At 57.0% G+C, this 26,746-nt stretch carries 20 protein-coding genes; 12 read left to right on the top strand and 8 right to left on the bottom strand.

Features of this window, described 5'->3' with window-relative positions; all coding sequences use genetic code 11:
* The first annotated feature begins 817 nt into the window (after positions 1 to 817).
* Entirely contained in the window at positions 818 to 1,066 is a 249-nt protein-coding gene (locus tag H0921_RS18475) for a pre-toxin TG domain-containing protein (protein ID WP_390622542.1), read from the top strand.
* A gap of 1,307 nt (positions 1,067 to 2,373) precedes the next feature.
* Here the strand turns inward: H0921_RS18475 and H0921_RS04370 are convergent.
* Entirely contained in the window at positions 2,374 to 2,625 is a 252-nt protein-coding gene (locus H0921_RS04370; protein ID WP_194536823.1) for a hypothetical protein, read from the bottom strand.
* A 281-nt stretch (positions 2,626 to 2,906) separates the two neighbouring features.
* Here H0921_RS04370 and H0921_RS18470 point away from each other — a divergent pair, with 281 nt between their 5' ends.
* The gene (locus tag H0921_RS18470; RefSeq protein WP_390622535.1) at positions 2,907 to 3,275 is read left to right on the top strand and encodes a class I SAM-dependent methyltransferase; all 369 of its coding nucleotides are present in this window, start codon (positions 2,907 to 2,909) and stop codon (positions 3,273 to 3,275) included.
* A gap of 140 nt (positions 3,276 to 3,415) precedes the next feature.
* Positions 3,416 to 3,757, top strand: coding sequence for a hypothetical protein (locus H0921_RS04360; RefSeq protein ID WP_194536821.1), 342 nt, complete (start codon positions 3,416 to 3,418; stop codon positions 3,755 to 3,757).
* A 25-nt stretch (positions 3,758 to 3,782) separates the two neighbouring features.
* Here the strand turns inward: H0921_RS04360 and uppP are convergent, their stop codons facing one another.
* On the bottom strand, positions 3,783 to 4,664 hold the full coding sequence (gene uppP, locus H0921_RS04355; protein ID WP_228498994.1) for an undecaprenyl-diphosphatase UppP: 882 nt from the start codon (positions 4,662 to 4,664) through the stop codon (positions 3,783 to 3,785).
* Between the two features lie 290 nt (positions 4,665 to 4,954).
* Complete coding sequence (locus H0921_RS18115) at positions 4,955 to 5,089, bottom strand: hypothetical protein (protein ID WP_261345443.1); 135 nt, start codon at positions 5,087 to 5,089, stop codon at positions 4,955 to 4,957.
* Between the two features lie 404 nt (positions 5,090 to 5,493).
* Between H0921_RS18115 and pilM the strand changes: the two genes are divergently transcribed.
* The 4 genes from pilM to H0921_RS04335 all read left to right on the top strand — a co-directional run bounded on the left by pilM (position 5,494) and on the right by H0921_RS04335 (position 15,523).
* Positions 5,494 to 8,097 carry a type IV pilus assembly protein PilM gene (gene pilM, locus H0921_RS04350; protein WP_194536820.1) on the top strand — a complete coding sequence of 868 codons (2,604 nt, stop codon included), beginning with the start codon at positions 5,494 to 5,496 and terminating at the stop codon, positions 8,095 to 8,097.
* Between the two features lie 149 nt (positions 8,098 to 8,246).
* Positions 8,247 to 10,670, top strand: a complete 2,424-nt coding sequence (locus H0921_RS04345) for a hypothetical protein (protein ID WP_194536819.1) — start codon at positions 8,247 to 8,249, stop codon at positions 10,668 to 10,670.
* A 95-nt stretch (positions 10,671 to 10,765) separates the two neighbouring features.
* The gene (locus H0921_RS04340; protein ID WP_194536818.1) at positions 10,766 to 13,207 is read left to right on the top strand and encodes a hypothetical protein; all 2,442 of its coding nucleotides are present in this window, start codon (positions 10,766 to 10,768) and stop codon (positions 13,205 to 13,207) included.
* Positions 13,208 to 13,492: 285 nt separating this feature from the next.
* Positions 13,493 to 15,523, top strand: a complete 2,031-nt coding sequence (locus H0921_RS04335; protein ID WP_228498992.1) for a dipeptidyl-peptidase 5 — start codon at positions 13,493 to 13,495, stop codon at positions 15,521 to 15,523.
* Positions 15,524 to 15,640: 117 nt separating this feature from the next.
* Here H0921_RS04335 and H0921_RS04330 read toward each other — a convergent pair whose 3' ends face one another.
* Positions 15,641 to 17,116, bottom strand: coding sequence for a glycine--tRNA ligase (locus H0921_RS04330; RefSeq protein WP_194536816.1), 1,476 nt, complete (start codon positions 17,114 to 17,116; stop codon positions 15,641 to 15,643).
* Between the two features lie 338 nt (positions 17,117 to 17,454).
* Between H0921_RS04330 and H0921_RS04325 the strand changes: the two genes are divergently transcribed.
* Positions 17,455 to 18,525, top strand: a complete 1,071-nt coding sequence (locus H0921_RS04325; RefSeq protein WP_228498990.1) for an SMP-30/gluconolactonase/LRE family protein — start codon at positions 17,455 to 17,457, stop codon at positions 18,523 to 18,525.
* A 158-nt stretch (positions 18,526 to 18,683) separates the two neighbouring features.
* On the opposite strand, the gene hisH is transcribed toward H0921_RS04325, so the two are convergent.
* From hisH to aroE, 4 genes are all read right to left on the bottom strand, one after another.
* A complete protein-coding gene (hisH, locus tag H0921_RS04320) occupies positions 18,684 to 19,310 on the bottom strand; it encodes an imidazole glycerol phosphate synthase subunit HisH (protein WP_194536815.1) in 627 nt (208 codons plus the stop codon).
* A 98-nt stretch (positions 19,311 to 19,408) separates the two neighbouring features.
* Positions 19,409 to 20,632 carry a prepilin peptidase gene (locus H0921_RS04315; protein WP_194536814.1) on the bottom strand — a complete coding sequence of 408 codons (1,224 nt, stop codon included), beginning with the start codon at positions 20,630 to 20,632 and terminating at the stop codon, positions 19,409 to 19,411.
* Positions 20,620 to 21,234, bottom strand: a complete 615-nt coding sequence (aroL, locus tag H0921_RS04310) for a shikimate kinase AroL (protein ID WP_194536813.1) — start codon at positions 21,232 to 21,234, stop codon at positions 20,620 to 20,622. The genes H0921_RS04315 and aroL overlap by 13 nt, the downstream gene beginning before the upstream one ends.
* 93 nt (positions 21,235 to 21,327) lie before the next feature.
* Positions 21,328 to 22,917, bottom strand: a complete 1,590-nt coding sequence (gene aroE, locus H0921_RS04305) for a shikimate dehydrogenase (protein WP_194536812.1) — start codon at positions 22,915 to 22,917, stop codon at positions 21,328 to 21,330.
* A gap of 201 nt (positions 22,918 to 23,118) precedes the next feature.
* Between aroE and H0921_RS04300 the strand changes: the two genes are divergently transcribed.
* From H0921_RS04300 to H0921_RS04285, 4 genes are all read left to right on the top strand, one after another.
* Positions 23,119 to 23,283: a hypothetical protein gene (locus tag H0921_RS04300; RefSeq protein WP_194536811.1), complete on the top strand. Its 165-nt coding sequence runs from the start codon at positions 23,119 to 23,121 to the stop codon at positions 23,281 to 23,283.
* Positions 23,284 to 23,867: 584 nt separating this feature from the next.
* Positions 23,868 to 24,761, top strand: coding sequence for a 4-hydroxy-tetrahydrodipicolinate synthase (dapA, locus tag H0921_RS04295; RefSeq protein WP_194536810.1), 894 nt, complete (start codon positions 23,868 to 23,870; stop codon positions 24,759 to 24,761).
* Between the two features lie 152 nt (positions 24,762 to 24,913).
* A complete protein-coding gene (locus H0921_RS04290; protein ID WP_194536809.1) occupies positions 24,914 to 25,963 on the top strand; it encodes a DUF933 domain-containing protein in 1,050 nt (349 codons plus the stop codon).
* 102 nt (positions 25,964 to 26,065) lie between these two features.
* Positions 26,066 to 26,734, top strand: coding sequence for an RraA family protein (locus H0921_RS04285; protein WP_194536808.1), 669 nt, complete (start codon positions 26,066 to 26,068; stop codon positions 26,732 to 26,734).
* Positions 26,735 to 26,746 lie beyond the last annotated feature (12 nt).

Raw genomic sequence — 26,746 nt, 5'->3', positions numbered from 1 at the left:
CGGGGTCGCTACCCATCGGACGGAAGCGAGGGCCACCCTCGTCCCTGACACCCGGAGCTATCCACAGCATGCCCTATGTTGACGCGATATGCCAATCCGATGGCCCCACTCCCCCTTCGAATTATGCCCCCGACCTCAGCACAATTGGCGCTTTGCATAAAACCGCTTTTCACGAAACAAGACGCGCTATCATTTGTACCGGTGTAGGACCTTTTTTCGGAGCTTCACTCCTATCGGAACAGCACGGACATGACAGCACGGGATGGAAAACAGCCTTATCTTCCGCCCTGCTAGACCTACTTTATCCAATAATGAACAGCTCTTGAGAACACGTCTGAATAATCCAAAAAACAAGCGAAATACATCTACAATCAGAGCACCTCATTTCCCTTTCCTCAATTAGGTAAGAAGGATTCAGCGTTTTTACTTGGATTTAGGGCGGCTACAGTGTAGCATGATGACTCTATAAACTGATAACACCGCATCCCTATGCACTTGCCAGAATCCAACCTCCGCCCACATATTTAACCTCAGAAGAATAAAGAGAATGTCCTCGCATATTTCTTGTCCTACGACTATTACCTCACCCTATTACGCTGGACGCGCCTTGATCCCCTCTCCTACGCCGCGGGGGATGTGAACCTCTACCGCACCGTCGGCAACGACCCCCTCAACTCCCTCGATCCGAGCGGGCTTGAAGAAGGCCCTCCGTATTTCGTCCCGCGTCCGATTCCCCGCTGCATCTTCTGCCATAACCCCCACATCATGGGGGAACGGGCGCGTGGAGGACCTGCCGCTGGAGTACCAGATCGCCGCCATGAGGTGGACTCGCATCGAAGACCCGCGTGCCGCCGACGCAGTCATCGCCCACCTGAAGGCGGTCGGACAAGATACCCGACGGGCCGCGAGTATGGTGGTGGACTTCATACCGGTCGCGGGCCAGGTCAAGGGTGGCGTGGAGGCTGGCATCAGGTTCGACCCGATCGCTATGGAGAGGTTGGACGGGCTTGATCGCGCCCTTGCCATTACCGGCTTGATCCCAAGGGTAAGCTGTTCGGCAAGGTAGCTCGATACAGCGATGACGCCCTTGATGCGGTCCGAGCCATAGATGGGACCTCCGACGCGCTTGGAGCCGTCCAACGAGTAGGAGTGTGAAGCTCAAGAGTGGCCCGACCCTTAGTGGTGGTGGTCGGTATAAGCATCCCCAAGCATGGATTGACCATGTAGTCAAAACCGATTCAGCACTTGCAAACGTCAAGTTATCGTATCCGCCACGCTATTCGGGTCGTCTCAAAGCGTACGGGCAGGCAACGCTTGAACAGCCAAGTGTGCCAGGGTCAGGGTAACACGAGCATAGGTCGTCCTTCGCTTGTAAGCCGGAGGGAACTGCTAGATACTATCATCCACGAAGAGACTCATCATCGCCTCTGGCGAAGAGCACAACGCGGAAGTGCCAGGGCTTGGAACAAGATAGCCGACATTGACGTGGAAGAAACCTACGTCGAGAGGGTTGCAGGATGGTTCTTGAAACTACAAGACTATTAGAGATTTATTGAGAGAAAGTAATCATGAATAACGAAAGCAAAGATCATCTTGATGACCTAATTCAAAACGCCACGGCGGAGACCGTTCAACATTCTGATGTGTCCCACCTGTACTGGTAGTTTGAGCATCCAATACACATCGAGAGGCAGGTGTACTTTATCCATTATGTGTGCACGATGCATGTGGCGAGTCATTAGAGACGGCATTCCAAGTGAGCCACCGTGGGTGCGACAACTTGGCCCGAAGATTCTGACGACGAGCAAGCCTGCGAGTTCCTAAAGCCCCAATCAAACACGCCGTCTGCCACTTTGTGGGAACGGACGGCATCGCAAGCTTGTTGGTAAGGGGGCGGCCTGAACTGGGCAAATGGACTGCATGTCGGCGGTGGTTTGCTGAGCCTCGGCGGCAAATACACCAACTGGAGACAAGCGTCAGGGAGTTAGTTACAAATTGAAAACACAGCAAGATTTTCTTCCAGAAGATGAAGCAAGACTAGCTAAGACAAAGGCGAAATATGAAGACGGAATAATTGCTATGGCATTTAGCTGCCCATAAGTTTTGAAAACGACTAACTGGCCTTGAAAGTGTAGCGTTGTGGCACCTATACGGGCATATTCTGAAGACAGATAAGAAATTCCGATAGCAATTCCACATTGGTATAAAGAAGTTAATGGATTACTCGACCAGATGTAAATGCTCGCCTCTAATCCCAACCTTGGTAAAAAGACAACTACAGAGTGGCAAGTAAAAATTGCGGAAATGCGTGTTCGACTCAGGTCGCTTCTAGGGGAGGAATAAAGATGACGGAAGATCTAAGAGAGAAGTTGGTCAGGGCTTTTGCTGATAAGTGGGAGGCTGAGGCCCCCCCAATACGAAGAGATGCTCGAGAAATTTATATTTCATATGACCGACGCCATAGAGGACATCCACCTTGTATCGAGAATTCTCCAGAATCCAACGTCGGCTGATGTGGCAACCTTCGGCAAACTGCTTCATCGCTTCTTTCTCCATGCCCTGCCGCACCTCGTTTCCGCTGGTCAGCTCTAGGATTATGTAAAGGTGGGACAGTGTTTGTACCATCAAGTTTGCCTGCTAAGGCCGGTAAAGCCGTGCGTTATTAGACTTGTGTCAGAATACTGGGCAGGCGGGGGGTGGGGCGTTCGACCTGTCAGAGGTCACGCGGCCTGGCGGCGGACCCCTGCGGCTGAAGTGGTCGGAAGGCATGCTGCTGCACGGCCCGACTTGGACCAATAGCCCGAACGCCATTCTCGGCCTATTTGGTCTCGGTAGCAACACCATTCTCCTGCGATCCCGCCCGGCGACTGCTCCACCAGGTCGGGGGCCGGTGCATATCGGTATCAGTGGTGAGGGGCGTTACCCCAGCGCGATCAATATCAATCCAGCACTACAACTTCAACTACCGGAGCACCAGGCCGTCCAATCCCGAATCTCAGGCCAGAGGTGAACGGTTGCCCTTCGCAGACAAGTCAGTAGACATCATCACTCTCGAGAATGCTTCGAACCGGCGAGCTACTATTTCGGAGATCGCACGGGTCATCAAACCTGGGGGCGATATTCGACTCGTCGGCCCTGCAACCCCCGAAATCCTTGCTGCTCACCAACAAATAGCTGAGGCAGTTGGAGGAAGAGTTTTTCAGACTATAATCAAAGTCCGATCGGATGTTGACGAAGTCGTCTACACTAACATCATTGTCCCAGCGAGGAAGTAACTCAACATGGGATTCACCTTTGTTGCCGACGAGAAGGGACGGTCGCGAGTTATGCTCGAAAATGAGCTAATTATATCGTTCCTCCACAAATTGCTCCAAAAAGTCTTGAGAATGAGCTGAAACAAGGAAACTGGCTTGTCGTGAGTATGTCAGTCTGGAATGTGAAAGATATTCGAGCGGGACATCGTGCCATTGAGATCGTGAAGCGCTTCCGGGGTCTTATACAACTGGGCCTTATACCTTTCAATTACCCCGAAGAGAACCTGGCTTGGATTTCCGGGCTTTCCGGTGGACAACTACCGAATCAAGTCAAACTCCTTTTTACAGAACACGACAACAAGCGTGAAGTCATAATTCGCGCCACGGAAACGGCCAGTCCGGTATGGGTTACTATCTCCGAAAGTAAAGTTACCGCAATCAAGTTCGGTCTGTTGTCTGATGCTGAGATCGAAAGGCTAATTATCCAGTTACTTCAACCGTGAGTGGGGTCACCCTAGGGAAGCTCCCTCACGGGACAAGCCATCCCAAAGCCCACACCACCAACAACAAGGCCCCAAAGCCAAGGCGATACACTACGAAGACCCACAGGCTATTCCGCCGCACAAAGCGGAGCAAGAACCAAATCGCCCCGTAAGAAACAATAGTGGACACGAGAAAACCAATCAGCCAAGCAGCCCATGACTCTACAGTGGCCAACTGACCCGGCGGCGAATCTGTTGAGGGCCACTGCCAGCGCTGACATTCCTCCCATATCTCTTTGAATCCTGCCATGAGGACAATCGGCAGGGCCAAAACAAAGGAGAAGCGCGTGGCCGCCGTGCGATGCAGGCCGAGAAGCAGTCCTCCCGTAATCGTCGTGCCAGAACGGGAGCCTCCTGGCATCAGAGCACAAGCCTGCCAGCAACCAATCCAAAGGGCATCCCACCAGTTCAACTCCTGCTCCGTTCGTGCAGCGCGGCCGGATCGTTTCCGATAGGCTGACCACCACTCCGCCACCCCCATCAAAACGGCAAAAACCACCGACACCACGGCGACCACGGGCAACGCAAATGCATGCGACTTGAGCCAGCCATAGCCGAAAAAGCCTGCCACTCCCGCAGGTATCGTTCCAATCCCCACCAGTAACGCCCAACGGCCATCTGGCGATAACCGGCGGCCACCCTGACGCAAAACCTCCCAACTTCCCGCTATCAAACGAGCCAAATCCCGGCGAAAATACCCCACGACAGCTACCATCGAGCCGATCTGGATGACCACTGTGAAGGCATCCTCCGGATGGGCGTGACCCAAAAGATGACGCACCACCAAGAGATGGGCCGTGCTGCTGATCGGCAGAAATTCCGTCACTCCTTGCACTAACCCCAGAATCGCCGCTTCCCACCATTGCATTCGCCCTTTATCCTCCTCCTGAAGATCGCTCCCAGCTCATGCCTTGGATTGCGTCTTATCCATTGGGATGGCGCCCTGACGTTCCAAAGAACTCGCCTGCTTCGCTGCACGGATACTACCGCCCAGCCTTTCTCCTCCAGCCCGTTCATCCATTGTGATATTGAGTTCATCACATCCAAAGTCTACGGCAGCCAACTTCCACCGCACTCAGGGGCCGCTACGTACATTCAAATCTGACATTGCTCAACTTTTACTCTGTCTGTACGGCTGCACTCTCCCACAAGCAGGGTTTACTCCCCGCGGATATCCGTGAATCGACCCCAAAAATGCCAGACCACTGCTTGGAGCCATCCGACGCTTTGCCCTAGCCCCTCCCTCCCGGCATCCCCCAAATCTTTGGCAAACAGCGCTTGCGTCTCGGCCATAGGATGTAGATTTCCTGATCGGACAGTTGGTTTGAGACGCTGACCGCAAAGCGGAGTGGTCTCCCACCGTCAAATAACGTATTTATCCTTCGACCCTTTGCTTCCGGCACGACAAACGGAACAATCGCAAGGGAAAGAGCGGGTGGACAAGGTACCGCCAGCAGAGAAAATTAGAAGAATACGGAAAAGTCCTGCACATCGGCAGAACAGAGGGTATAATCGCGCTTCGACACCCGCGGAGGCATTCGCAGCATCGCCAAAAGCGCCAACATCCCAGTAGTTCATCCGTTATGGTCATTGACCGCTAGATGCAACTGCTGGTAAGGTGATACAATTCCGGCAGGAAGGGATGCCGGTGTGTGTGAACTCGCAATGATTTTTCAACCCGGCGGAGTAGCACCACAATGGCGAAAAACATAGGCGTTTGGGGAGTAGACATTGGCCAATGTGCCCTCAAGGCCCTACGGTTGGAGCTGATCGATGGCCGGCCCACCGCCACAGACTTCGACTACATCGAGCATGCCAAAATCCTATCCCAGCCTGACGCCGACCCAGACACTCTCATCCGCGAAGCCTTGGAAAAATTCCTCTCCCGCAATGCGGAAAAAGTCAAATACGATGAGGTTGCCATTAGCATTTCGGGTCAATCCGGCTTGGTCCGCTTCGTCAAGCTCCCGCCGGTCGAAGAGAAAAAGATCGGGGACATTGTCAAATTTGAAGCCCGGCAGCAGATTCCTTTTCCCCTCGATGAGGTCATTTGGGACTATCAGAAGATCGCAGGCGGTGAAGCGGTAGAGGGATTCGCCACCGATACGGAAATCGGCTTGTTCGCCATGAAACGGGATGTGATCTCCCGCTACCTCGGCTATTTTCAATCCACGCGCATGGAAGTCCACCTGATCCAAATGACCCCATTGGCTTTGGTCAACTTCGCCATCTACGAAATTTTCAAGAAAGGGGGACCTGCCGAGGATACCAGCGGTGGCGAGGAAACATCCCCGGAAGACACTCCGCGGGGTAAAAAACGCTGTGTCGTTGTCCTCGACATTGGCACCGAAGCCTCCAATCTGATCATTACGGATGGGGACAAAGTTATCTGGCAGCGCCCGATCCCCCTCGGAGGGAACAACTTTACACGTGCCCTGACCAAAGAGTTGAAACTCACGTTCGCCAAAGCCGAGCACCTCAAACGCAACGCCGCGAAAAGCCCAGAGATGGCTAACATCCTCAAAGCGATCAAGCCGGTGCTCAGCGATTTCGTCGGCGAAGTCCAGCGCTCGTTAGGATATTTCAGCAATACACATCGCGACTGTCACATCAGTTACATGGTGGGCCTTGGCAGCGCCTTCAAGCTGCCTGGGTTGCAGAAATATCTCAGCGAAAAGCTCTCCCTGGATGTGCGCAAGCCGACTGAGTTCCATCGCTTGGCCGGGGAACAAGTGACGAAAGATCCGCTCTTCACTGATAACGTGCTGACCTTCCCCGTCGCCTACGGCTTGGCCTTGCAAGGATTGGGCTTGGCTCGCCTGACGACCAATCTGCTACCCACGGAAATCCGCACCGACCGCCTCATTCGTGCCAAAAAGCCATATGCGGCTGCCGCTGCCGCCATGCTCCTGCTCGGCGTCTTCGGCTTGGCCTTCAGCTATGCCGCACCGTACAAAGCCCTCAGCGACCCGGCCATCGACAAGAGCATTAAAGAAGTCGAAGCCGCTTCCAAAGACTACAGCCGTCAGGAAAGCGAGTACAACAGCCGTATCACTAAAGCCAAGGAAACCCAGTCCGATGTGAAGCTGATCATCGCCGGACAGGAAGAACGCTTGAACTGGCCGCGTTTCCTGGAGGTTCAAACCGCAGCTCTGCCTCGCCCCCCACATGGACAAGACCCCGGCAACCTCCAAGACCCGGAACAGCAAAAGTTCTGGAAAATGGAAGGGGACATTGGCCTGCGCGCCTACCAGTGGTGGCTCAGCCGCATGCGCGATGGCGTGCGGATCGACCAGATGCTGGATGATGCCAACTCTGAGAATCCGAAATATCTAGCCGTGGTGAATGTCGAAGCCTTCCACACACGCTGGGTCAAAGACCTCGGTAAGTTCCTCGATCAGGTCGATACGCTCGTCTTCAAGGAATACCGCGAAAACATTGCGGATACAATGAAGGAAGACGAACGAGTCCGGGATGAGACGCAGAATCGCAACAAGCCCAAACCGCTAGAAGGGGGCGGTTGGGTGGTCGAGATTCGGGGATACACCGAACACGAGGCTGGCCCACAATTCATCAAGTTGGGGCTGGTCCGCAATCTCCAGCAGATTGACAAATTTGCCCAAGATGAGACCAAAATCAGCCGTTATATCGTCGGCGGCAAGGACCCCGTGAAAGGGAAAGTGTCTCACGTTTTTGTGTACAAGGTCTGGACGGTCAACAATGCCACCTCCCACTTGCCGGTCCACATCCAGCAATCGTATCTGGAAGCCATTCTCGGAGGTGGTCGCCGCGGGGGAACGGATGGGACTTCCGGTCCTCCTGGCATGGCCATGGGCACTCCACCTGGCGGTGCTCCCGGTGATACAATGGGGGCTTACGGAAGCATGATGGCTGGAGCGGGGGGAGCTGCCAGTCCTGCGGATGAATTGGCTCCGCAGTGGCGGCCGCTCAAAGGAGGCCGAGCGGCCATGACTCCCGGTATGCCTGGTTACAGTGGTTCTGGAGGCATGATTCCCCCCGGAACAGGAAGTCCAGACGACGCAGGTGCTCCGGGTGCTGCTGGCTCCGGTGGTATTAGCTTGCCGCCTCCTCCCACAGGGACAGCCGGCGGAATCGGCCTACCGTCCCCACCCGTCGGTACAGGCGGCGGCGTTGCTCCCGGCGGACCCATCCTGCCCGGTGGATCAAGGGTGGGACAACCACCTTCCACTAGCAGCGGTAGTGGACGCATACGCCATGAGTTTGTTGTCATGTTCATCTGGCGTGAACCGGTCCCACCGGTTCCTGTGGATACTCCTTGATCTGGAGTGAGTCTCGTCGGACTTTCAACGGGGAGTCTTCCGGCAACCGACAGAACCGTCTACTTGGCAGGAGCGCGAAGCCACCTGATTCCTGAACAAGCGATTGGAACAAAACCATAGCCTAACCAAACTGTTACAGGTTCACTGTCATGAAGAACAACGACGCTCTGAAGAAGCACCATTTCTGGATTCTGGTGGGTTTGGTTCCGTTGCTGGTGCTGATCGCTGTCATCATGATCACTTCCGGCGTCGGCGGGGCCATCAGTGAACGCAAGGCTGCCATTGAAAAGGCCCAAAAGGAAATCGCCAGCAAATCCAATCCCAAGCCGGTCAAATTGATCCAGGAGATGGATAAACTCATCGATCGAGTGGCCTCGAAGCGGGGCGACCTGTGGAAAGCCAATTGGGAAAGCCAAAAGCATATTTACGTCTGGCCGAAGAGCCGGAACTTCGACAACTTCGCTCGTAAAGTCAAAAAGCTGGTCAAACAGGAAGATAAAGAGGTCGAGACAGAGGTCCTCGAACCCGTTCGTTTGGAGGACCTCAAATTCGGCGATCCGATCCCCAATAATGCCGATCAGTATGCGGCCTTCAAGTTGCCCAGCCTGTATTTAGCGATGTACTCCAACGCCGATCCGAAGCAAGGACGCAGCGGCACTGGAATCGCCGACACGGTCGCTCCCACGCAATTCCTCGGCGGTTGGCAGAACGTTCTGCGCCACGTTGCCGCCTTCCCGGAGCGACAACTCACCTCGGAACAGATTTGGCTGCTGATGGAAGATTACTGGGTCCAGCGCGCCCTGTTACTTGACCTCAAGAGGGTCAATGATCAAATCGCTTCCTTCACGCCGGTCCGCTATGAAGATAACGGTCAAGTCATTGACGATCCCCAAAATCCCCAAGGGCCGCAGAATCCCTTGCGCCGCCGCTTCCAAAGCCGCATTTGGGAGGTGACTCTCGAAGTCAAACAACGGGGAAACCAGAGGTATTTGGAAGGGGAATTACGTAATCTAACCGATCGGGTCCAGATTCTGGGAATCAACCGGTCCATGACGCTAAAAGTTTGGCTGGACGCCGGTCCTAATGGGTCGGTAGACGGCATCCAGCCGGTGGAGTTCAAGATTGGCGGCGAGTATGTCCCCGGACGGGGGGCCACCCGCTTCGCCAAGGATTCTCAAGGTAAGGACGTGGCCATTCCCGCCGACCGGATCGTAATCAAACCCGATGCCAATGATGCCAATCTCAGCAAATACCCCAACGTCATCCCTCCAGGAACCAACGTCACCCGGATCGTCAAGGTGGAGCAAGTCTTCGATACCACCACGGTGCCGATCCGCCGCATTGATGCCTTGGCGCTCGGTTACACCGACAGCCGTTGGGCCATGAAAACCAAGTTGGTCAAGCCGAAATTCCCGGCCTTTGAAAAAGATGAAGAGGCCACGAGCAGTGGCTCGACTCCTGGTGCACCTCCCGGCGGTGGAACAGGCGCGGTTGGTTCAAGCTTGAGTGGCCCGCCTCCTGGAACAACCAGCACCGGCGTCGGCAGCCCGGACGGGGAATATGCGGGCATGCCGGGTATGGGAGGCACCGGAACTGCCCGGCAAGGCACTCTCATGGGAGCGGGAACGTTGGAATCGGTGGTGGATGCTAACCGCCGCCGGTATGTAGATGTCACAGACCAAGTTCGCCGTATGCCCGTAGCCTTGGTCATCGTGGTGGATCAGGACTATATGCAAGATGTGCTCCTGTCCCTCGCCAACTCCCCGTTACGCTTCCAGGTGACCCAAGTGACGTGGAATCGGTTCCGCGGCAAGCTCGACTACGGTCCCGGAGGAGGCGGTTTCCGTAGTGGCGATGAGATTCTCTTCAGCGGACCGGGAGAGCTAGGCGAAGGTTTCGGTTTGGCCCCGGGCATCGGCTATCCCGGCAGTGGCGGCTTTACAGGATCGCCGGATGGTACCAGCGGCGTCGGCACGCCTCCGGGCGTTCCTCCAGGAATCGGTGTTCCACCGGGTATCGGCAGTAGCGGCTTTAGCGGCCCGCCGGGTTTGGGCGTTCCGGGAACAGGTGGTTACAACCCCTATGGCCCCGCATTCCCCGGCAGCGGCGGCGTACTCTCGGAAGCTCAACTCACCTCCGGCCTGATCGAACTGAGCATCTACGGCATCGTTTCCCTTTACGAAAAATACACGCCCCCCGCAGAAACCACCACTCCGCCGGCTGGCACACCACCCCCGACTCCGTCGACTCCCACAACACCGGCCAGCAACGCCTCCACACCATCCGCCGGGACTTCGACTCCGCCGGCGGGAGACCCCTCCTCTCCCAATAGTGGCACACCCCCGTCCGGCAGCACCCCGACCAATAACACCCCCACTCCTCCAACCTCCACGAAGGAGGACAACAAAACGCTACCACCCTCGTCCTCGGCTCCGGGGAAGAGTCTGGATAATCCTAATACCCCAGTTTCTGGAACCTCACCGAGTAGCAACGGGAATGTCGAGGCCAAACCCGCTACTGGCTCTCCGCCAGCCAACACTACTCCTGCTCCAAAGCAGGCTCCCGTGCCGTGACATCACAAAGTGAGCGAGGATTCCACTCTGGAGTCTTTTGAGGGAAAAACTGATTAAAGACAAACACGAATTCATAGCTCCGAAGGGACCTGGCCATGGCGAAAAGTTCAAGCAAACCCAAGATGGACCCTAAGCAATTGCTCCTGAACAAAGGCGAATATCTGGCCCTGGGTATCGGCGGTTTCGCCCTGCTGGTCTTGCTGATCTTGGGGGTCATGACTCTGGCCCAGACCGAAGACCCGCAAAAGATCGCCAAGGACCTCACGCAGAAGGCCACCAGCCTGCGTAGTCGCATCAATGATCCGAATGCCCAGCCGACCCCACAGGACCTGGAAGCGGTCCAGGTTCCGGATTGGGTCGAAAAGGGAATGGTTTTCAAACCAGCGGATGTACGGGATTTTCCTGTCCACACACCGTTGTTTGATACAGTTGCCAAGCCGGACCCACGCAAGGAACGTCCCTTCGTCGTTCCCATCCGGCAGTACCAGGTCGATCTGTTCCGCGGAGCAATGTATTCTTATGACATCATCACTGACCCCAGCACCGGCAAGTCTTTGATCGGAGTGATGTCGGAAAAAAAGGCCGGCAGCCACGACAAGAGCAAAGCTAAGGACATCGCTCGGCTTCTGGCGAGCCGCGGGCGTGTGAAACCGAAGAAAGACGCTCCGCAGCCTAAACAACCCGGCGGTGGTTTTGGTCCTCCCGGCTTTGGCCCTCCCGGTTTTCCTCCGATGGGCGGTCCCCCGGGGCTTCCTCCTGGAAGTGGTCCGCCGGGCTTGCCTCCGGGTGGCGGTCCCCCGGGGCTCCCTCCGGGTGGTCCAGGCGATGAGATAGGCGGTTACAACCCCTATGGCTCTATGGGAGGGCGCTATGACACTTCCGCTCAGCGGGTCGAAAAAGTTCTCGAATACATCCCGCTGGAAGAGGGTACGCTCAATGACGCCTTATCCAAAGGCAAAGTGCCGGCCATGACGGTGATGCCGTTGCGGGCCATCATCGTGCATGCTGAAGTTCCCCTCAAGCTGCAACGGGAAGAGTTCAAACGTGCCCTGCGGCTAAAGGACATTAGCGAAGCAGCTCGCTACGGCCCGGTTTACGATGGATTCGTGGTCCAGCGTCGTATCACGCAGATCAACCCGAAGGATGGCAAAGTCATCGTGCGCCAGGACTGGGCCGACTATGACTTCGAAAAGCTCTACATGGAGATTATTTGGCCGCGCAAATTGGCCGACCATATCGAGGAAGGGTATATCGCCTACTTCGTTCGCTATGACATGGCCCTCGCCTTGCCCTTGCCGCAAATTGTGGAAGAGCTTGGCACCTATCCCGAGGTGCGCTTGCCCTCGATCGTGGAAACGATTCAGAAGCTGCAAAAGGCGGACGAGAAACCGGTTCAAGCTTCGGAAACCCTCAAGCGGCTGCAAGGCACGGCAACGCGCCGGGATTTGTACAAGCCTGAGACGGGGCGCTCCACGGGTGCAGCTACGCTTTACGGTTCTGGTTTCACAGGTCCGGGAACACCGGATGATGCCGCAGGCGGCACCGGCTTTCCGCCTCCGCCTGTTGGGCCTCAGCCCCCCTTCCCGCCAGCCGGAGGACCAATGGGACCCCCAGGTGCCGGCCTGCCCGGTGCGGGGGGATATGATCCGTCTCAGTTCTACGCCGGCATGCCGAAAAAGGTGGAAATCGAACATCTACTCCTGCGATTCATCGACGTCGACGTGCAACCGGGTTTCACCTACGAGTATCGGATCCGCCTGCGTCTGCGCAATCCCAACTTCAATCGTCCCAATGATGTAGCAAACCCCGCGGATGCCAAGGTCGAATTCCTGGAAAGTCCTTGGACAACGCTCGACCGTCCGATCACGGTGCCGCCGGAATCGTTCCTTTTTGCCGGCGATGTCTCGGACTACCGTAAGCGGATCGATGAGGAATACGGCAAGGATCGCAACGTCCGCGAGTTGAGGGAATTGCTCCAGGTCAAAGAGTCCCAAGCTGTCGTGGAGTTGGCCACGTGGATGGAACAGGTGCGCACGGACAGCGGAGGGAAACGCGAACCCGTAGGTGCGTGGGTGCTCGCCGAAATTCCCACAGGCCGCGGTGAATACATCGGCCGGAAACATTACATCAAACTCCCCCTCTGGTCGAGTGTGGCCCAGGCCTACGTCCTTCGGGAAATTCCAGATAAAGTGATTCCCACCCGTCCCGGCCAGAAAGAGGCCAGCCAACCGAAAGGGTGGATGGTCGAATTCTCCACCCCGGCCATTCTGGTGGATTTTGAAGGCGGCATCTTCCGGGGACGTGTGGGGAACAAGGATGTCAACGAAGAAGCCGCGAATGAAATGCTCGTCCTGCGAGCCGATGGCAAATTGGAAGTGCGTAAAAGTCAGATCGATCAGAATGACCCGGTCCGCAAGAAGATCGCGGAGATGTGGAACAAGTGGGTGAAAGCCGCCGAGAAGAGACAGGTCGATGAAGGTTCGACCCCCGGCGGTGGCTTCTCGCCCCGCACCCCGCCTGGTGGCTCCAGCCCCTAAACAGCTCACGGGTGTTCTCCATTGCCTTTTTCTGACGCAAGCATGTAACACACCTCGAAATCCCCCCAAGCCTCTGGGATGACTCCCCCAGAGGCTTTTCTTACGATGGACTGGAAGAGGTCCCAGTCAGGGGCCTTTTGAAGACCCGCACTATTGCCGTCCGGAACAACTCTTTGGGAGACCCAAGCGATGGCGACTGCCCTTAGACTTGGATGGCTCATCCCGGCTCTATTCTTCGCAGTGCCAGGATATGTCCTAGGACAAGCGCCTGCTCAGAAACGGTCGATGACTGTAGAGGACCTGTTTGCTTTGCGGCGGGTTAGCTCCCCCCAAGTCAGCCCCGATGGGCGGTGGGTGGTGTACACGGTGGGCGAAGTGGATCTCTCGGAAAATCGGATCACCACCGCGTTATGGCTAGCTTCCACCGATGAAACGGTACCGCCCCGGCGCTTGACCGATCCTCCGCCGGGCAAGCGGGACAGCCAGCCGCGCTGGTCGCCAGATGGCCGCCACATTCTCTTTGAATCCAATCGCGAGGGGTCTTCGCAAGTGTGGCGAGTGGCCATGCCAGGAGGAACGCCCCAACGGATCACGAACATCAGCACGGGTGCCAGCGATCCGATTTGGTCGCCAGATGGCCGGTTGATCGCTTTTGTGTCCGCCGTTTATCCTGAGTTCAGCACCCTGCCATTTGCAGAAAGCGATCGTCGCAACCGAGAACGGGACGAAGCACGGGAGAAGAACCCGGTCAAAGCCCGTGTCTTTACACGCCTGTTCTTCCGACACTGGGATAGTTATGTAGAGGACAAACGCTGGCATATTTTCGTCTGCCGACCTGATGGCTCGGAATGCCGCGATGTTACACCGGGAGATCGGGATGCTTATCCCACCAGCTCGACTTTCGCCAGCGTGCAGAACTTCACCTTTACGCCCGACAGTCAACACCTCGTGTTTACAGCCGTACCCGCAAAGAACGAAGCCTGGAGCACCAATTACGATCTGTGTCGGGTGAGTGTCACCAATCGTTCCACCCAGTGGGAAACTATAACACGGGACAACCCAGCGGCGGATAGCGGACCGTTATTCAGTCCCGATGGGAAGCGTTTGGCTTGGCGTGCTCAGAAGCGAGCTGGTTACGAGGCGGACCAGTGGCACATTCACATCGCCGAGGTGCAACCGGATGGCCGTCTCACCGGTCCGGTCCGCTGCCTCACCGAAAGAATACCGCATTCTGTGGATGAAATCGTTTTCGCTCCCCAAGGAAACCTTTACTACGTTGCTGAAGAACGGGCGGAAAGCGCCTTTTTCTCCCTTTCCGCGCAAGGGGAGTGGAACCGGATTGCCCCGCGGGGGATTGGAAAAGTTAGCCAGCTTACTGTGCGGGGTCAGCCCGCCCAATGGGTCTATTTACGTTCCACGATGACCATGCCCGCCGAAGTGTGTTTGACACGTCCGGATGGCCGGGGCGTCAACATCAGCCAAGCCAACACAGAACAGCTCGCCCGGCTGAACCTGCCCCGGCCGGAAGAGGTGGAAGTTCCGGTTGAAGGCGGAGTGCGCATGCAGATGTGGTTGCTCAAGCCGCCGGGGTTCGATCCTCAGAAAAAATGGCCGGTTGCTTATTTGGTGCACGGCGGGCCGCAAGGGGCCTGGGAGGATGGCTGGAGCTGGCGTTGGAATCCCTCGCTCTGGGCAGCCCAAGGGTATATTGTCGTCCTACCCAATCCTCGCGGGAGTACAGGCTTTGGCCAGAAGTTCACGGATGAAATTAGCGGCGACTGGGGAGGAAAATGCTACCGCGATCTGGTGGCAGGACTGGAATACGTCAAGAAATTACCTTACGTCGATTCTCAGCGACTAGCGGCGGCGGGAGCCAGCTTCGGCGGATATATGATGAATTGGTTCGCCGTCAACGACATCGCCAAGGACCTCTGCTGCATCATCACCCACTGTTCCGTGTGGAATTTCGAGAGCATGTGGGGCACGACGGATGAACTCTGGTTCGATGAATACGAACACGGCGGCCTGCCCTGGGAGGTTCCCGGCAAATATGCCGAGTTTTCTCCTCACAAAAAAGCGGGTAATCTCGCCCGGTACAAAGTCCCCATGCTGGTCATCCACAATGATCTGGACTTTCGCTGCCCGATTGGGCAGGGGCATGAATTGTTCACCACGTTGCAACGTCTCGGTGTGCCGTCCCGCATGGTCAACTTCCCTGATGAGGGACACTGGGTTCTCAAGCCGCGTAACAGCCACTATTGGCACGAGGAGGTCTTCGCCTGGTTGAAGAAATACTGCCCGCCAGGGGGTCGTTAGCCTCAAAGCCTCAGCAGAGGCTCAGATACGAGGTCCGAGACTTCGCTTGTAACACCAGAAACCGATTGGTTTCAACGCCAGAAAGGCTTTAGAGAATTGTCTCTGGAATGGTAGACATCATGCGGGGCGCAAGGCGTCGGCCAACCAGGAACGCACCTCACTGAGATTGATGCGAATCTGCCGCAAAGTATCCCGATCCCGGATGGTGACGGAGCTGTTCTGTAGCGTTTCCCCATCGATGGTAATGCAGAAGGGCGTCCCTGCTTCGTCCTGCCGCCGGTAGCGCCGCCCGATCGCTCCACTGTGGTCGTACACCACGGGGAAATGCGCCTTCAACTCCCGGTAGAGTTTGTAGGCGATTTCGTCCATACCATCCTTATTGACCAAGGGAAAGACGGCCGCTTTGATCGGGGCCAAGCGGGGATGGAAGCGCATCACCGTCCGGCTTTCCAGGTTTCCCTTAGCATCAGGCACCTGATCTTCCGTGTAGGCTTCGCAGAGTACCGCCAACAGGAAGCGGTCCACGCCGGCGGACGGCTCGATGACATGCGGCAGGAACTGGAACTTGGGCTTCTCTTCCCGCTCCAAGCGCTTCTTTTCCTCCTCTCGGCGGGGTTTATCCTGTTGAAAGGGGGCAAGCCGCTCCGCCAGCAGAGCATTCCATCCGTCCTCGTCAAAATAACTCAGATCCTTACCACTGTGCTGGGCGTGAGCCTTGAGATCGAAGTCCCCCCGATGCGCTACGCCTTCCAACTCTTGGGGTTCGTCCGCGAAGGGGAAGAGATATTCGATATCTGTCGTACCGCAAGAGTAATGGGCCAACTCTTCACGGGATTGCTCGCGTGCCCGGAGCTTGTCGCTGGTCAAGCCTAAGCGGACGTACCATTGTTTGCGAACCTCCCGCCAGTATTCGTACCACATCATCGAGTCCTTAGGGTGGCAGAAAAACTCGATTTCCATCTGCTCGAATTCTCGGCTGCGGAAAGTGTAATTGCGCGGATTGATCTCATTGCGGAAGGCCTTGCCAATTTGCGCGATTCCGAAAGGGAGTTTCAGACGGCTGGAGTCCAGAACGTTTTTGAAGTTGACGAAGATACCTTGGGCGGTCTCCGGGCGGAGATAGGCCACGTTTTCCGGGCTTTGCACCGCTCCGACATAGGTTTGGAACATAAGGTTGAAGGCCCGCGGCTCAGTCAACTGGCATTTCTCATATTTTCCAACCATCAGGCTGGGTTTGAGAGGGCAAGGAATATCCTGAATCTGGTCGGCCCGGAAGCGGCCCTTGCATTCCTTGCAATCCACCATCAGATCACTGAAACCGGCCACGTGCCCGCTGGCTTCCCAGACCCGCGGATTCATGATGATCGCACAATCGAGACCGACCATCCGCAGGTCCCGTCCATCCGGTCCGACCGGCGGATGGCGTACCATGTCATGCCACCAAGCCTCTTTGATGTTGCGCTTCAACTCGACGCCGAGAGGACCATAGTCCCAAAAGCCATTGATTCCCCCATAAATCTCCGAGGATTGATAGATAAATCCCATATCCTTGCAGAACCGGGCAAACCGAGCCATGTCGATCTTCGCGGACATAGGTTACTCCCGTTACTGGTCCCACTGCCGGGTTGCAAATCTCCCTACTCCTGCACGAGGGAGAACCAGGAGAACCCCTCCACAGGGACAACGCTCTTTATTGTGGGAAAACTGGTATGCTCCTGCATCCCCTGCCAGATTATGTCTGACCGCTTAGACATGATATAGGACAAGAGTCTTGCCGCTGGGAAACGGGATTGCAGACTTACAGGTCCTATCCCTCCAGCTCTCCGCAAGGTGCTTGTCTCCGAGGCCGGGAACGTTACGATGTTTGACGTGCGGCTCGTTGTCGCCGCCCCGCCAAGAAGGAATTCCAGCTTCATTCCGGAGTCCTACCCATGATCAACCTGACCGCCTTCCGCCGCTTCTCACCGTTGGCCATTCCTGTCACTTTCTGGATGGGTGGAATGCTCGCTGCGATTGGAAGTGCAGGAATCCCCCACCCTGCCGCCTTGGCCCAAGGGAAAAAGCAAGGGACAATCGGCCGTGTCGAACGCAAGGACCCCCGCATCGATGCCCTCATCCCCAAAGATGCCGTCATCGAGGTTCTAGCGGCCGGCTTCAAATGGACCGAGGGTCCTGTTTGGGACAAAAAGAACAATGCTCTGCTGTTTACGGACATTCCCAACAACCGCGTGATGATCTGGTCCGAGCGGGAGGGGGTCAAAACTTATCTGGAACCCAGCGGTTATACCGGCAAGAACAAGTTCACGGGTTATGAACCGGGGGCCAACGGCCTAGCCTTCGACAAGGACGGTTACCTGATCCTGTGCCAGCATGGAGACCGACGTATCGCACGCTATAAAAACGGAACCTTTGAAACCCTCGTCGATCGCTACATGGGTAAGCGCTTCAATAGCCCTAACGATCTGGTCTTCGCTCGAAACGGCGATCTGTATTTCACCGATCCACCCTACGGCCTTCCCCAAGGAGTTAAGGACCCGGCTAAGGAACTTGATTTTCAGGGAGTCTTCCGCCTCTCGGCCAAAGGGGATTTGACCTTACTGACCAAGGAGATGAGCCGACCCAACGGCATTGGACTGTCACCGGATGAAAAGACGCTATACGTCGCCAATTCGGACCCAGAACGAGCCGTCTGGATGGCTTTCCCAATCAAGGACGACGGCACTTTGGGACCAGGGAAAGTCATTCACGACGCGACGGCGGAAGTCAAGGCGGGGAAACCCGGTTTGCCGGACGGATTGAAAGTGGACCAAAAGGGAAACATCTTTGCCACCGGGCCGGACGGAGTTTTTGTCTTTGCTCCCGACTTCACCTACCTGGGCAAGATCGTCATCGGCGACCGTAATGCCAACTGCGCTTTCGGCAACGATGGCTCTGTGCTTTACATCTGCGCGAATGACAAGATCGTCCGCATCAAAACCACAACGAAAGGACTCGGCTTTTGAGACCGTCCAAACCTCAATGGTGTCCTCCTCCTGCCGCGGTGTCAGCCTGAACTTCAGTGGCAGCGTTTCCCGCGGCAGCAACGGCCTGGGCCTCAAATTGGGTCCTTTTACAGCCTTGGTGGCCTGTTTCACCCTACCGCGGGAAAATAATCGAGGATTCAAGCTTCGCCTTTCCATTGTGCAAAGTTGGCCAGCATCTGTAAGCCGACTCGCTGGCTCTTTTCCGGATGGAATTGCGTTGCCACCAGGTTATCCTTCCAGACTACAGCGGCAAAGGGAGTCGGATAATCGGCGGTCGCTGCAACGATGGAGGGGTCCGCGGGCATAGCGTAATAAGAATGCACGAAATAGACTGTGGGTTCAGGAGTCAGACCGCGAAACAGGGGACAGGTTGGCTGCTGGAGCCTCAGTGTGTTCCACCCCATGTGCGGAACTTTCAGGCGCGGAGCACTCGCGAATCGGACCACCTCTCCCGCCAGAAGGTTCAGTCCCTCATGGAGGCCATCTTCATGGCTTCGGCTGAATAACAGTTGCAATCCCAGACAAATCCCAAGCAGCGGGCGTCCCGTGGCCACGAAGTGCCGGAGGGCTTCGTCCAAGCCGCTCTCCCGCAGGCGGGTCATAGCATCCGCAAATGCACCAACTCCCGGCAGAATGACTTTGCCAGCCCGGCGGACTTCCTCCGGATCGCTAGTGATTTGTGCTGGGTAGCCCAGGCATTCCAGGGCCTTCTGCACGCTGCGGAGATTGCCCATCCCGTAATCCACAATCACCATCGCATTCATGGCTTCCCCATCCTGTACCCGAAGGGGTCTCAGGGTCATCGTATTCGAGTTTGCGTGCGGTAGATTTCTTATCCGACGCCAGCGGCAAGGGATCCTTCCTATCGTGTCGAAGGGCGATCCGAGGCGGGAGTTTTGGCAGAAGGTAACGGCGAGGCAGTTGTCCCCAAGGAATCTTCCGCCGGGCGGCGCAGGAGCAAGCCGGCGGCCAACATGCCCATGCAGATGATGAAGGCCGCGAGACCGAAGATGACGGCGTCGAAAAAGATGAACTGCACACGCGGGCCGAGCCACGGCCAGGCTAGCCACGTCAGCACTACCCCTACGGCTAAGCCGGGACCGAACGGAATCTCCCGACCGCTCGTTCCCGCCGTCGGTGACAAAGCCTGACTGGCCGATGGCCCGCTGGTTTGTGTCGCCGACTGGCCATTCCCCGGCACAAACAGCAGTGCGACCACGAACATCACCAAAGCCACGATGGACCCGACGAACAAAGACAGGACGGCAATCTGCCAGCCTAAAAAGGCGCCAGCCATCATGAGCAGATCTGCATCCCCTAAGCCGAGGGCCTCACGGCCAAAACCGGTACTGAAGAGCCAGCGGATCAAGCGAACTGTGATCGAACCTGCAAAAGCTCCGATTAGGCTGTTAAGTAGTCCCAACTGCCAGCTTCCCGCAGGCGCCCAATGTGGCAGAGGTCCCCACACAGGCCAGGGTTGAACACCCAGAGGAATCAATCCCCACATTTCCGGGAAAATCCAAGGGATGTTTTCCGGCAGGCGCTGAGCTGTTTCTGGAGGCTGGGGCCATGGCCACGGCATACAGGCCCCGCCGATCACACCAACAACTAGCCCACTGTAGGGAATCAAAGGGGGAATGATACGATGCTCAGCATCGATTACGGCGGCAGCAATCAGGGCACTGATCAGCACACTGTGGTAGAAAAACAAAGCCAAGGCCGGCCCAGGCGGCAAAACCGAGAAACCCCGGCGGAGATCAACGCGCATCTGGGGGATGTCATACCAATTGACCAGCACTTCCAGAACAAACAATAGCAGGAAGGCAAAACCTGTGCCCAATTCCACCCAGAGATAGCGGCTCCCGAAAGGCGTTCCACACCAACGACAACGCCCGCGGAGCCGAAGGTATCCCAGCACTGGTATGTTGTCCCAGCGGCGGATCGGCCGATAGCAGTGGAGGCAATGTGACCCCGGCCAGAGTATACTTTTTTCGTAGGGCAGTCGAGCGATAAGCACATTGAGGAACGAGCCGACCGCCAGCCCCAAAACCAGGGCGAAGCAGCACCAGAGGATCAGCGGCGCCATGTTCCACCACTCCATGCCGTGAGGATAGCAGCGACCACTGCCTGCGGCGATAGGCGATCTGTGTCCACGACATGGTCGGCCACTGCCGCATACAACGGCGTTCTTTGGACGAGCAGTGTACAGATTTCCGCTAGCCCCCCTTGCTCTGTCAGAGCCGGTCGGCGCGCCGCCGTCCATGGATCCCTCTGAAGGCGACTCAGGATGATTTCCGGTTCCGCCCGTAACCAGACGACCCACCCCGCTTGACGTAGCAACAAGCGATTAGATTCCCGCAGGACCACACCTCCGCCCGTTGCGATGACGCACTCCTGCTGCTGGCAGACCTCGCGGAGCACCGCTGCTTCGCGCTCGCGAAACCTTTCTTCTCCCTCTTGGGCGAAAATGTCCGCGATGCTCCGTCCTGCCAGACGTTCCACTTCTTCGTCACAATCGACGAAGCTCCATTTCAACGCCGCCGCCAAACTGCGCCCCACTGTACTCTTGCCTGTGCCACGGTAGCCGACGAGCAGGATGCGAGGAGTCCTCGGCTGCACCTGCGGAACAGACTCAAGCCGGTAGGGGAAGGGGGAAGCAGCAGGCAGCGGTGGTTCCGGTTCGCTCATAACTGGCTAGCTTCTTAGGAAATACCCCTCAAGCGAAAGCCGACAGAGGGTGGATGTCATTGAAAGAGCCGACGATGGATGTCGTTGAAGCCGTCAGCCTGTGCTGTCCGGCTTTTCCGCCGAGGAAGGAGCCGTGGTGGAAGGAGCGGCGGAGCCAATCGGTTCATCGAAAGCGTGAGTGAGGGGTGAGAGGGCCCTGCGTACGATATCACGCATCAATTCTAAGTCCGGGGTCAAGCCGGTGAACAACTCGAATTGGCGTGCCGCCTGCCGCACGAACATGTCCACACCCGTGATCGTATGGCATCCCCGGCTACGCGCTTCGCGGATGAGCAGCGTCGTCTCCGGACGGTAGATGGTATCAAACACGGTCATGCCAGGATTGAGGAAGCTGAAGTGGATGGGAGCTTCATCCACGTTCGGATGCATCCCGACTGGGGTGCAGTTGATCAGGACATCACAACTGACGCTATGGCGGGCCTGCCAATCCACGACCCGGCAGTGGACTTCCTCAGCCAAGCGTTGGGCACGTTCATAGGTCCGACTCGTGATAGTCAGGTGCGCTCCTTCGCGATGCAAAGCGTGGGCGATGGCACGCGCCACTCCGCCCGCTCCGAGGATCAAGAAGGTAAGTTGACCAAATTGAGGAACCGGTCCATCCTTGGCTCGTTCCTGGAAGTGAGCGCGGAGGGATTCCACGGCTGCGGAATAGTCGGTGTTGTAGGCCACAAATTGACCGTCTGAGCGTCGTACCAGGGTGTTCGCTGCCGCGGTCACTTCCACCTCGGTTTGTTTTTCGCGGGCCAGGGTCGCTGCCATTTCCTTGTGAGGGATGGTCACGCTATAGCCGCTGACCGGTACGCTGCCGTAGGCCTGCAACGCCTCGGCCAGCATCCCCTTAGGAACACGGAAGGGCAAATAAATGGCATCCACTCCCATGCGACGGAACAGTTGATTGTGCAGCAGCGGACTGAGACTGTGATCGACCGGGTCTCCCAAAACGCCGAACACTCGGGTATTCCGCTGGAGTGTCGCAACCGGGTAGTTGTAGCGGAACTCGTCCCAATTGGGCAAACCGGGAGCGATTCCTCGCTCCTTGTTGAAAGCGGCATAGATCCACGGTGCCCCCCAGCGGAGCGATAGGAAGCGGCTGGGCTGGCCTATATCTCCCAGGCAAAACGCCACCGTCGGCTTGGGAGCGCTCTGCTGCAATTTCAGAACGCGGGCCACATCCTCCGGGCGCTGGGCCGCCACGGCGATTTTGTAAACATCCCCGTCCTGCTTCAGCATCCCCGCGTAAATATCCTCCAGTGCCGCCGGTGTCTCGCTGACGTTGTGATAACTGATGATCCGCTTGACCGAACCGTATCGGGGAATGGTCGAGGCGATGTCGGTTTCCAGATCGACCCATTCAAACGCCCCGGACACAATGGCTTGCCGCAGGATCATCTGCCGTTCGTTTTCCGTACCTGTGAAGCGCCCACCATCGGCAGGCCGGCGTAACGTGGCCACCCACGCACACTGCTTGTAGGGCGTCAGGCGCTTGAATTCCACCGCTTTGGCTAGAAAGTCCAGGCGCAGCTCGATGAACTTCGCCCCTCGCTTGACGGCCTCCTGAAGCTCCGCCACCACCATCTTGTGCCGGGTCCGGCCAATTACAACCAGAACACGATCGGGATACATTTCCAGCCTCGTATCACTTGCATGACCCCTCGATGCATCAGCTTAGCAGACACCCCTGCCGGCTGACAGTGTTCTCGGAACAAACCCGCGCTTCCCCGCCAAGCTGGATTCATCTGTTCTTGTGCTCTCCGGGAACTCTAGTATAAGATAGAAAACAGACTGCAAGACCCCTACCTCAACTCGTCATCAAGGAGATCGAAGGTGTTAGCCACGCCACATCGGCTAGTTCAAGCTGCAACTTACCTCGCTATGGTGGGTACATTGGGAGCTATCCTGCTCAGTTGCAGCTCGCAGAATCAAGTAGATGAACCGCTGCCCACCGACGGCCCCAATCAGGTCGTCCTTAAAGTACCCCGCATGACCTGAGCGAGTTGACCGGACAATGTGAGGGCGGCACTCACAACTCTACCGTGGGTAGAGGCAGGCTCCATCCAAGCGGATCGCCGCAAACGACAGGTCCGATTCACCGTAACGTCCCGCGAGGCGTTTGATCTGGACAAAGTCAAAAACGCCCTAGGCTCTCAGTATGCACCGGGGGTCAAGGTTCTGGTAGGACCGACCACTCAATAGACGCGGAAGGGGGGAATGACACTCCCGGCAACCATCGGCACGAACAACGTTGGGAATAACCCCCATTCATCCTAGTGACTTTTTGACACGACCAGCCCTGCCAGTGTATGGGGAGCCATCGCTGAGAGTCTCTTAGTTCTCACCATCTGGGATAATCCGAGCTGTTGTTCAGAAAGATATGCCATCGATTCCCAGCCGAGGCTGCAAAGCCTGAACATCCCTCTCGTTTCCCCCTTGGATGTCTGCCAGCCAGGGAATAAAGATGTACTAGGCAGAAAGAGCAGCAAGAACCGAAAGGATCGGGGCGCGACATCTGTTCGAGCTGATTCTCCGAGCGGGAACACAAGAGAGGGTAGCAGGCAATCGACGAGGACGAGGTCATGGCCACGACACGCGGGGAAATGTTCGCAGGAGTCACGGTAGCGCTCGTGACGCCATTCCGCAACGGCGAAATCGATTGGTCGGAATTGGGACGGCTAGTGGACTGGCACTGCGAGCAAGGCACGCCGGCCTTGGCACCCTGCGGGACCACGGGAGAATCCCCGACCCTCAGTCACGAGGAGCATGAACGGGTCGTGGCCTATGTTTGCGAGCGGGCACGCGGGCGGCTCAAGGTGATGGCGGGTACCGGCTCCAATTGTACGGCTGAGGCTATCCGCATGACCAAAGCGGCCAAGAAGGCCGGGGCAGATGGCACCCTCCAAGTCGGTCCCTATTACAACAAGCCGACGCAGGAAGGATACTACCGTCACTTTGCGGCCATCGCGGAAGCGGTGGACCTGCCCATGGTGCTGTATAACATCCCAGGCCGCACTGGCTCCAATATCCTCCCAGAAACTATCGCCCGTCTCGCTCAGGCTTTTCCCCACGTCGTGGCGGTCAAAGAAGCCTCGGGTTCCCTCGACCAAGCTAGCCAGATTGCCGCTTTGTGCGATCTAACGCTGCTGAGCGGAGACGACAGCCTGACACTCCCCCTCATGAGCATCGGAGGACGCGGCGTGGTCAGTGTGGTGGGCAATATCGTCCCACAAGACATGATGGCCTTGGTCCATGCTTTCAATCGGGGCCAGATCGCTGAAGCGCAACGCTGGCATCACAAACTCTTCCCCCTCTGCCGGGATATGCTCAGTGTAGCCACCAACCCGATCCCCATCAAAACCGCCATGAAGCTCCTCGGACGCGGGACTGGAGAATTGCGCTTGCCCATGTGTCCGTTGGACGCTGCCGGTGAACAACGGATCCGGCAAACCCTGATCAACTACGGCTTGCTCTGAGCCAAATCTGTCGTTCCTTTCAGCGGATCGCCAGCCACTTCCCCGCCCAGCTCGTAGAACGACAGGCGGCATTGTGTTTTTTCCATCGGAAAGTAAACCCTCGCCGGGAAGTATGTAGCCGGGTTATCGCAGGAACCCACGGATAGCAAGGCATGAAAGTCGGGCTAGTCGGATTTGCCGGTTCGGGAAAGAGCACGGTTTTCGAGTGGCTCAGTGGGGAAAGGCCGGACCCTGCCAAGGTACAACAGGGCCAAACGGCGATGGTGGACGTACCAGACGACCGACTGCGCGCCATCACGGCTCGGTATCGACCCAAGAAACCGGAACCGGTGTTCGCCAAGCTAGCGCTGCTGGATACGCCAGGCCTTCTCACCGAAGAGCGTAAGGACAACCCTCGCCGGTTGGCCATCATCCGCGAGGCAGGCGCCATAGTCGTGGTGCTGGACGGTTTCAGCCGTCGTGACTGGGTGGAACAATGGCGGCGATTCCGGGAGGAATGCCTTTTGGCAGACCTGGAAGTGGTCAGCAATCGCATGAGTCGGCTAGAGTTGCAACTGAAAAAACGCGCTCGCCCCCCCAAGGAAATCGAAGCCGATGAAGCCGAACTACGCCTGCTGCAACGCATCGGACAGGCGCTGGAACAAGGTCAACCCGCCTCCGCCTTGGGTCTGAACCCAGACGAGGAAAAGATGGTGCGGAGCTTCCAGTTGCTGACGCTCAAGCCGGAAATCGTACTGATCAACCGCGGGGAAACACCCATCCCAGAGCCAGAGCTAGCGGAGTTGAAGCGGTTGTCACCCACCGTCTTGCACGCCCCCGCGAAACTTGAGCTAGAGCTGCAAGCCCTCCCGGAGGACGATCGCCGAGTGTTCATGCAGGAACTGGGTTTGCAACAGTTGCAGCGCGAGGAGGTGATCCGCGGCATTTTCTACGGGGCCGGCCGGCAAGTCTTCTTCACGGTTGGGGAAGATGAATGCCGCTCTTGGGCCATCCCGGTCGGGGCCACAGTTCTGGAAGCAGCCGCCTGCATCCACACAGACCTGGCGGAGAAGTTCGTCCGGGCCAATGTCATCAGCTATGCGGATTTCCTCGCCTGCGGATATTCGGAAAAAGAAGCCAAAACCCGCGGCCTTATGCGCACTGAAGGAAAAACGTATATCGTTCAGGACGGGGACATCATCCACATCCTCGCCTCCAGTTGATGAACGACCGGCAAACTGCCGGCAAACTGCTATGAGAAACCACGAAGAACGGCGGAAAAGAATCCAACCTGACGCATCCCCCCACCAATAGGTAAGACCACCATGACAACCCCAGGGAATCATTCTCAGCGGCAGGACTGGGTGGAGCGGTTAGGCCGGTTGTACACGGCGGTGGTGTGCGACATTCTCGATAGTCTGGGATACCGCCAACAGGCATTCCACCCTCGGATCCGTCCTCTCTGGCCGGAGGCCCGTTGTGCCGGTTTCGCATTAACGGTGCAAACGGCTCCCGCACGCGAGCGAGACCCCGCCCACCCCTATGCTGGCGAACTAGCCGCCGTCGATACTTTGCAACCGGATGATGTTCTGGTAGTATCCCCTTGCCAGTGGAGTTTCTGGGGGGAATTGCTTTCGACCGCTGCCCGCTACCGCGGTTGCCGGGGAGTGATTCTCGATGGTCCGACACGGGACAGCCGAGCCATCCAGCAAATGCAATTTCCGGTGTTCCACGTAGGTTGTCACCCCGCTGACAGTCGGGGACGGCTGGAGGTAATTGCCCATAATGTCCCCATTTCTTGCGGGGAAGTGCTGGTCTATCCGGGAGATCTGATCCTGGCGGACCACGATGGTATCGTGGCTATTCCTCAGAGTATCGCCGAGGAAGTTCTTCGTCGTGCCGAGGAGAAGGTCAGCGGGGAAAATCAAGTCCGTAAGGCCTTGGCGGCAGGAATGAGCGCCACCCAGGCTTTCCAGCGTTTTGGCATCCTCTAGACGGTTCTGCTT

This window comes from Thermogemmata fonticola, assembly GCF_013694095.1.
Classification (GTDB): Bacteria; Planctomycetota; Planctomycetia; order Gemmatales; family Gemmataceae; genus Thermogemmata; species Thermogemmata fonticola.
This window is presented reverse-complemented; position numbering and strand designations above follow the sequence as displayed.

Coding starts and splice junctions, on each gene's coding strand:
- H0921_RS18475 (WP_390622542.1), top strand. CDS start 818: ATGAGGTGGACTCGCATCGAAGACCCGCGTGCCGCCGACGCAGTCATC.
- H0921_RS04370 (WP_194536823.1), bottom strand. CDS start 2,625: ATGGTACAAACACTGTCCCACCTTTACATAATCCTAGAGCTGACCAGC.
- uppP (WP_228498994.1), bottom strand. CDS start 4,664: ATGCAATGGTGGGAAGCGGCGATTCTGGGGTTAGTGCAAGGAGTGACG.
- H0921_RS18115 (WP_261345443.1), bottom strand. CDS start 5,089: ATGGCCGAGACGCAAGCGCTGTTTGCCAAAGATTTGGGGGATGCCGGG.
- pilM (WP_194536820.1), top strand. CDS start 5,494: ATGGCGAAAAACATAGGCGTTTGGGGAGTAGACATTGGCCAATGTGCC.
- H0921_RS04345 (WP_194536819.1), top strand. CDS start 8,247: ATGAAGAACAACGACGCTCTGAAGAAGCACCATTTCTGGATTCTGGTG.
- H0921_RS04340 (WP_194536818.1), top strand. CDS start 10,766: ATGGCGAAAAGTTCAAGCAAACCCAAGATGGACCCTAAGCAATTGCTC.
- H0921_RS04335 (WP_228498992.1), top strand. CDS start 13,493: ATGACTGTAGAGGACCTGTTTGCTTTGCGGCGGGTTAGCTCCCCCCAA.
- H0921_RS04330 (WP_194536816.1), bottom strand. CDS start 17,116: ATGTCCGCGAAGATCGACATGGCTCGGTTTGCCCGGTTCTGCAAGGAT.
- H0921_RS04325 (WP_228498990.1), top strand. CDS start 17,455: ATGATCAACCTGACCGCCTTCCGCCGCTTCTCACCGTTGGCCATTCCT.
- hisH (WP_194536815.1), bottom strand. CDS start 19,310: ATGAATGCGATGGTGATTGTGGATTACGGGATGGGCAATCTCCGCAGC.
- H0921_RS04315 (WP_194536814.1), bottom strand. CDS start 20,632: ATGGCGCCGCTGATCCTCTGGTGCTGCTTCGCCCTGGTTTTGGGGCTG.
- aroL (WP_194536813.1), bottom strand. CDS start 21,234: ATGAGCGAACCGGAACCACCGCTGCCTGCTGCTTCCCCCTTCCCCTAC.
- aroE (WP_194536812.1), bottom strand. CDS start 22,917: ATGTATCCCGATCGTGTTCTGGTTGTAATTGGCCGGACCCGGCACAAG.
- dapA (WP_194536810.1), top strand. CDS start 23,868: ATGGCCACGACACGCGGGGAAATGTTCGCAGGAGTCACGGTAGCGCTC.
- H0921_RS04290 (WP_194536809.1), top strand. CDS start 24,914: ATGAAAGTCGGGCTAGTCGGATTTGCCGGTTCGGGAAAGAGCACGGTT.
- H0921_RS04285 (WP_194536808.1), top strand. CDS start 26,066: ATGACAACCCCAGGGAATCATTCTCAGCGGCAGGACTGGGTGGAGCGG.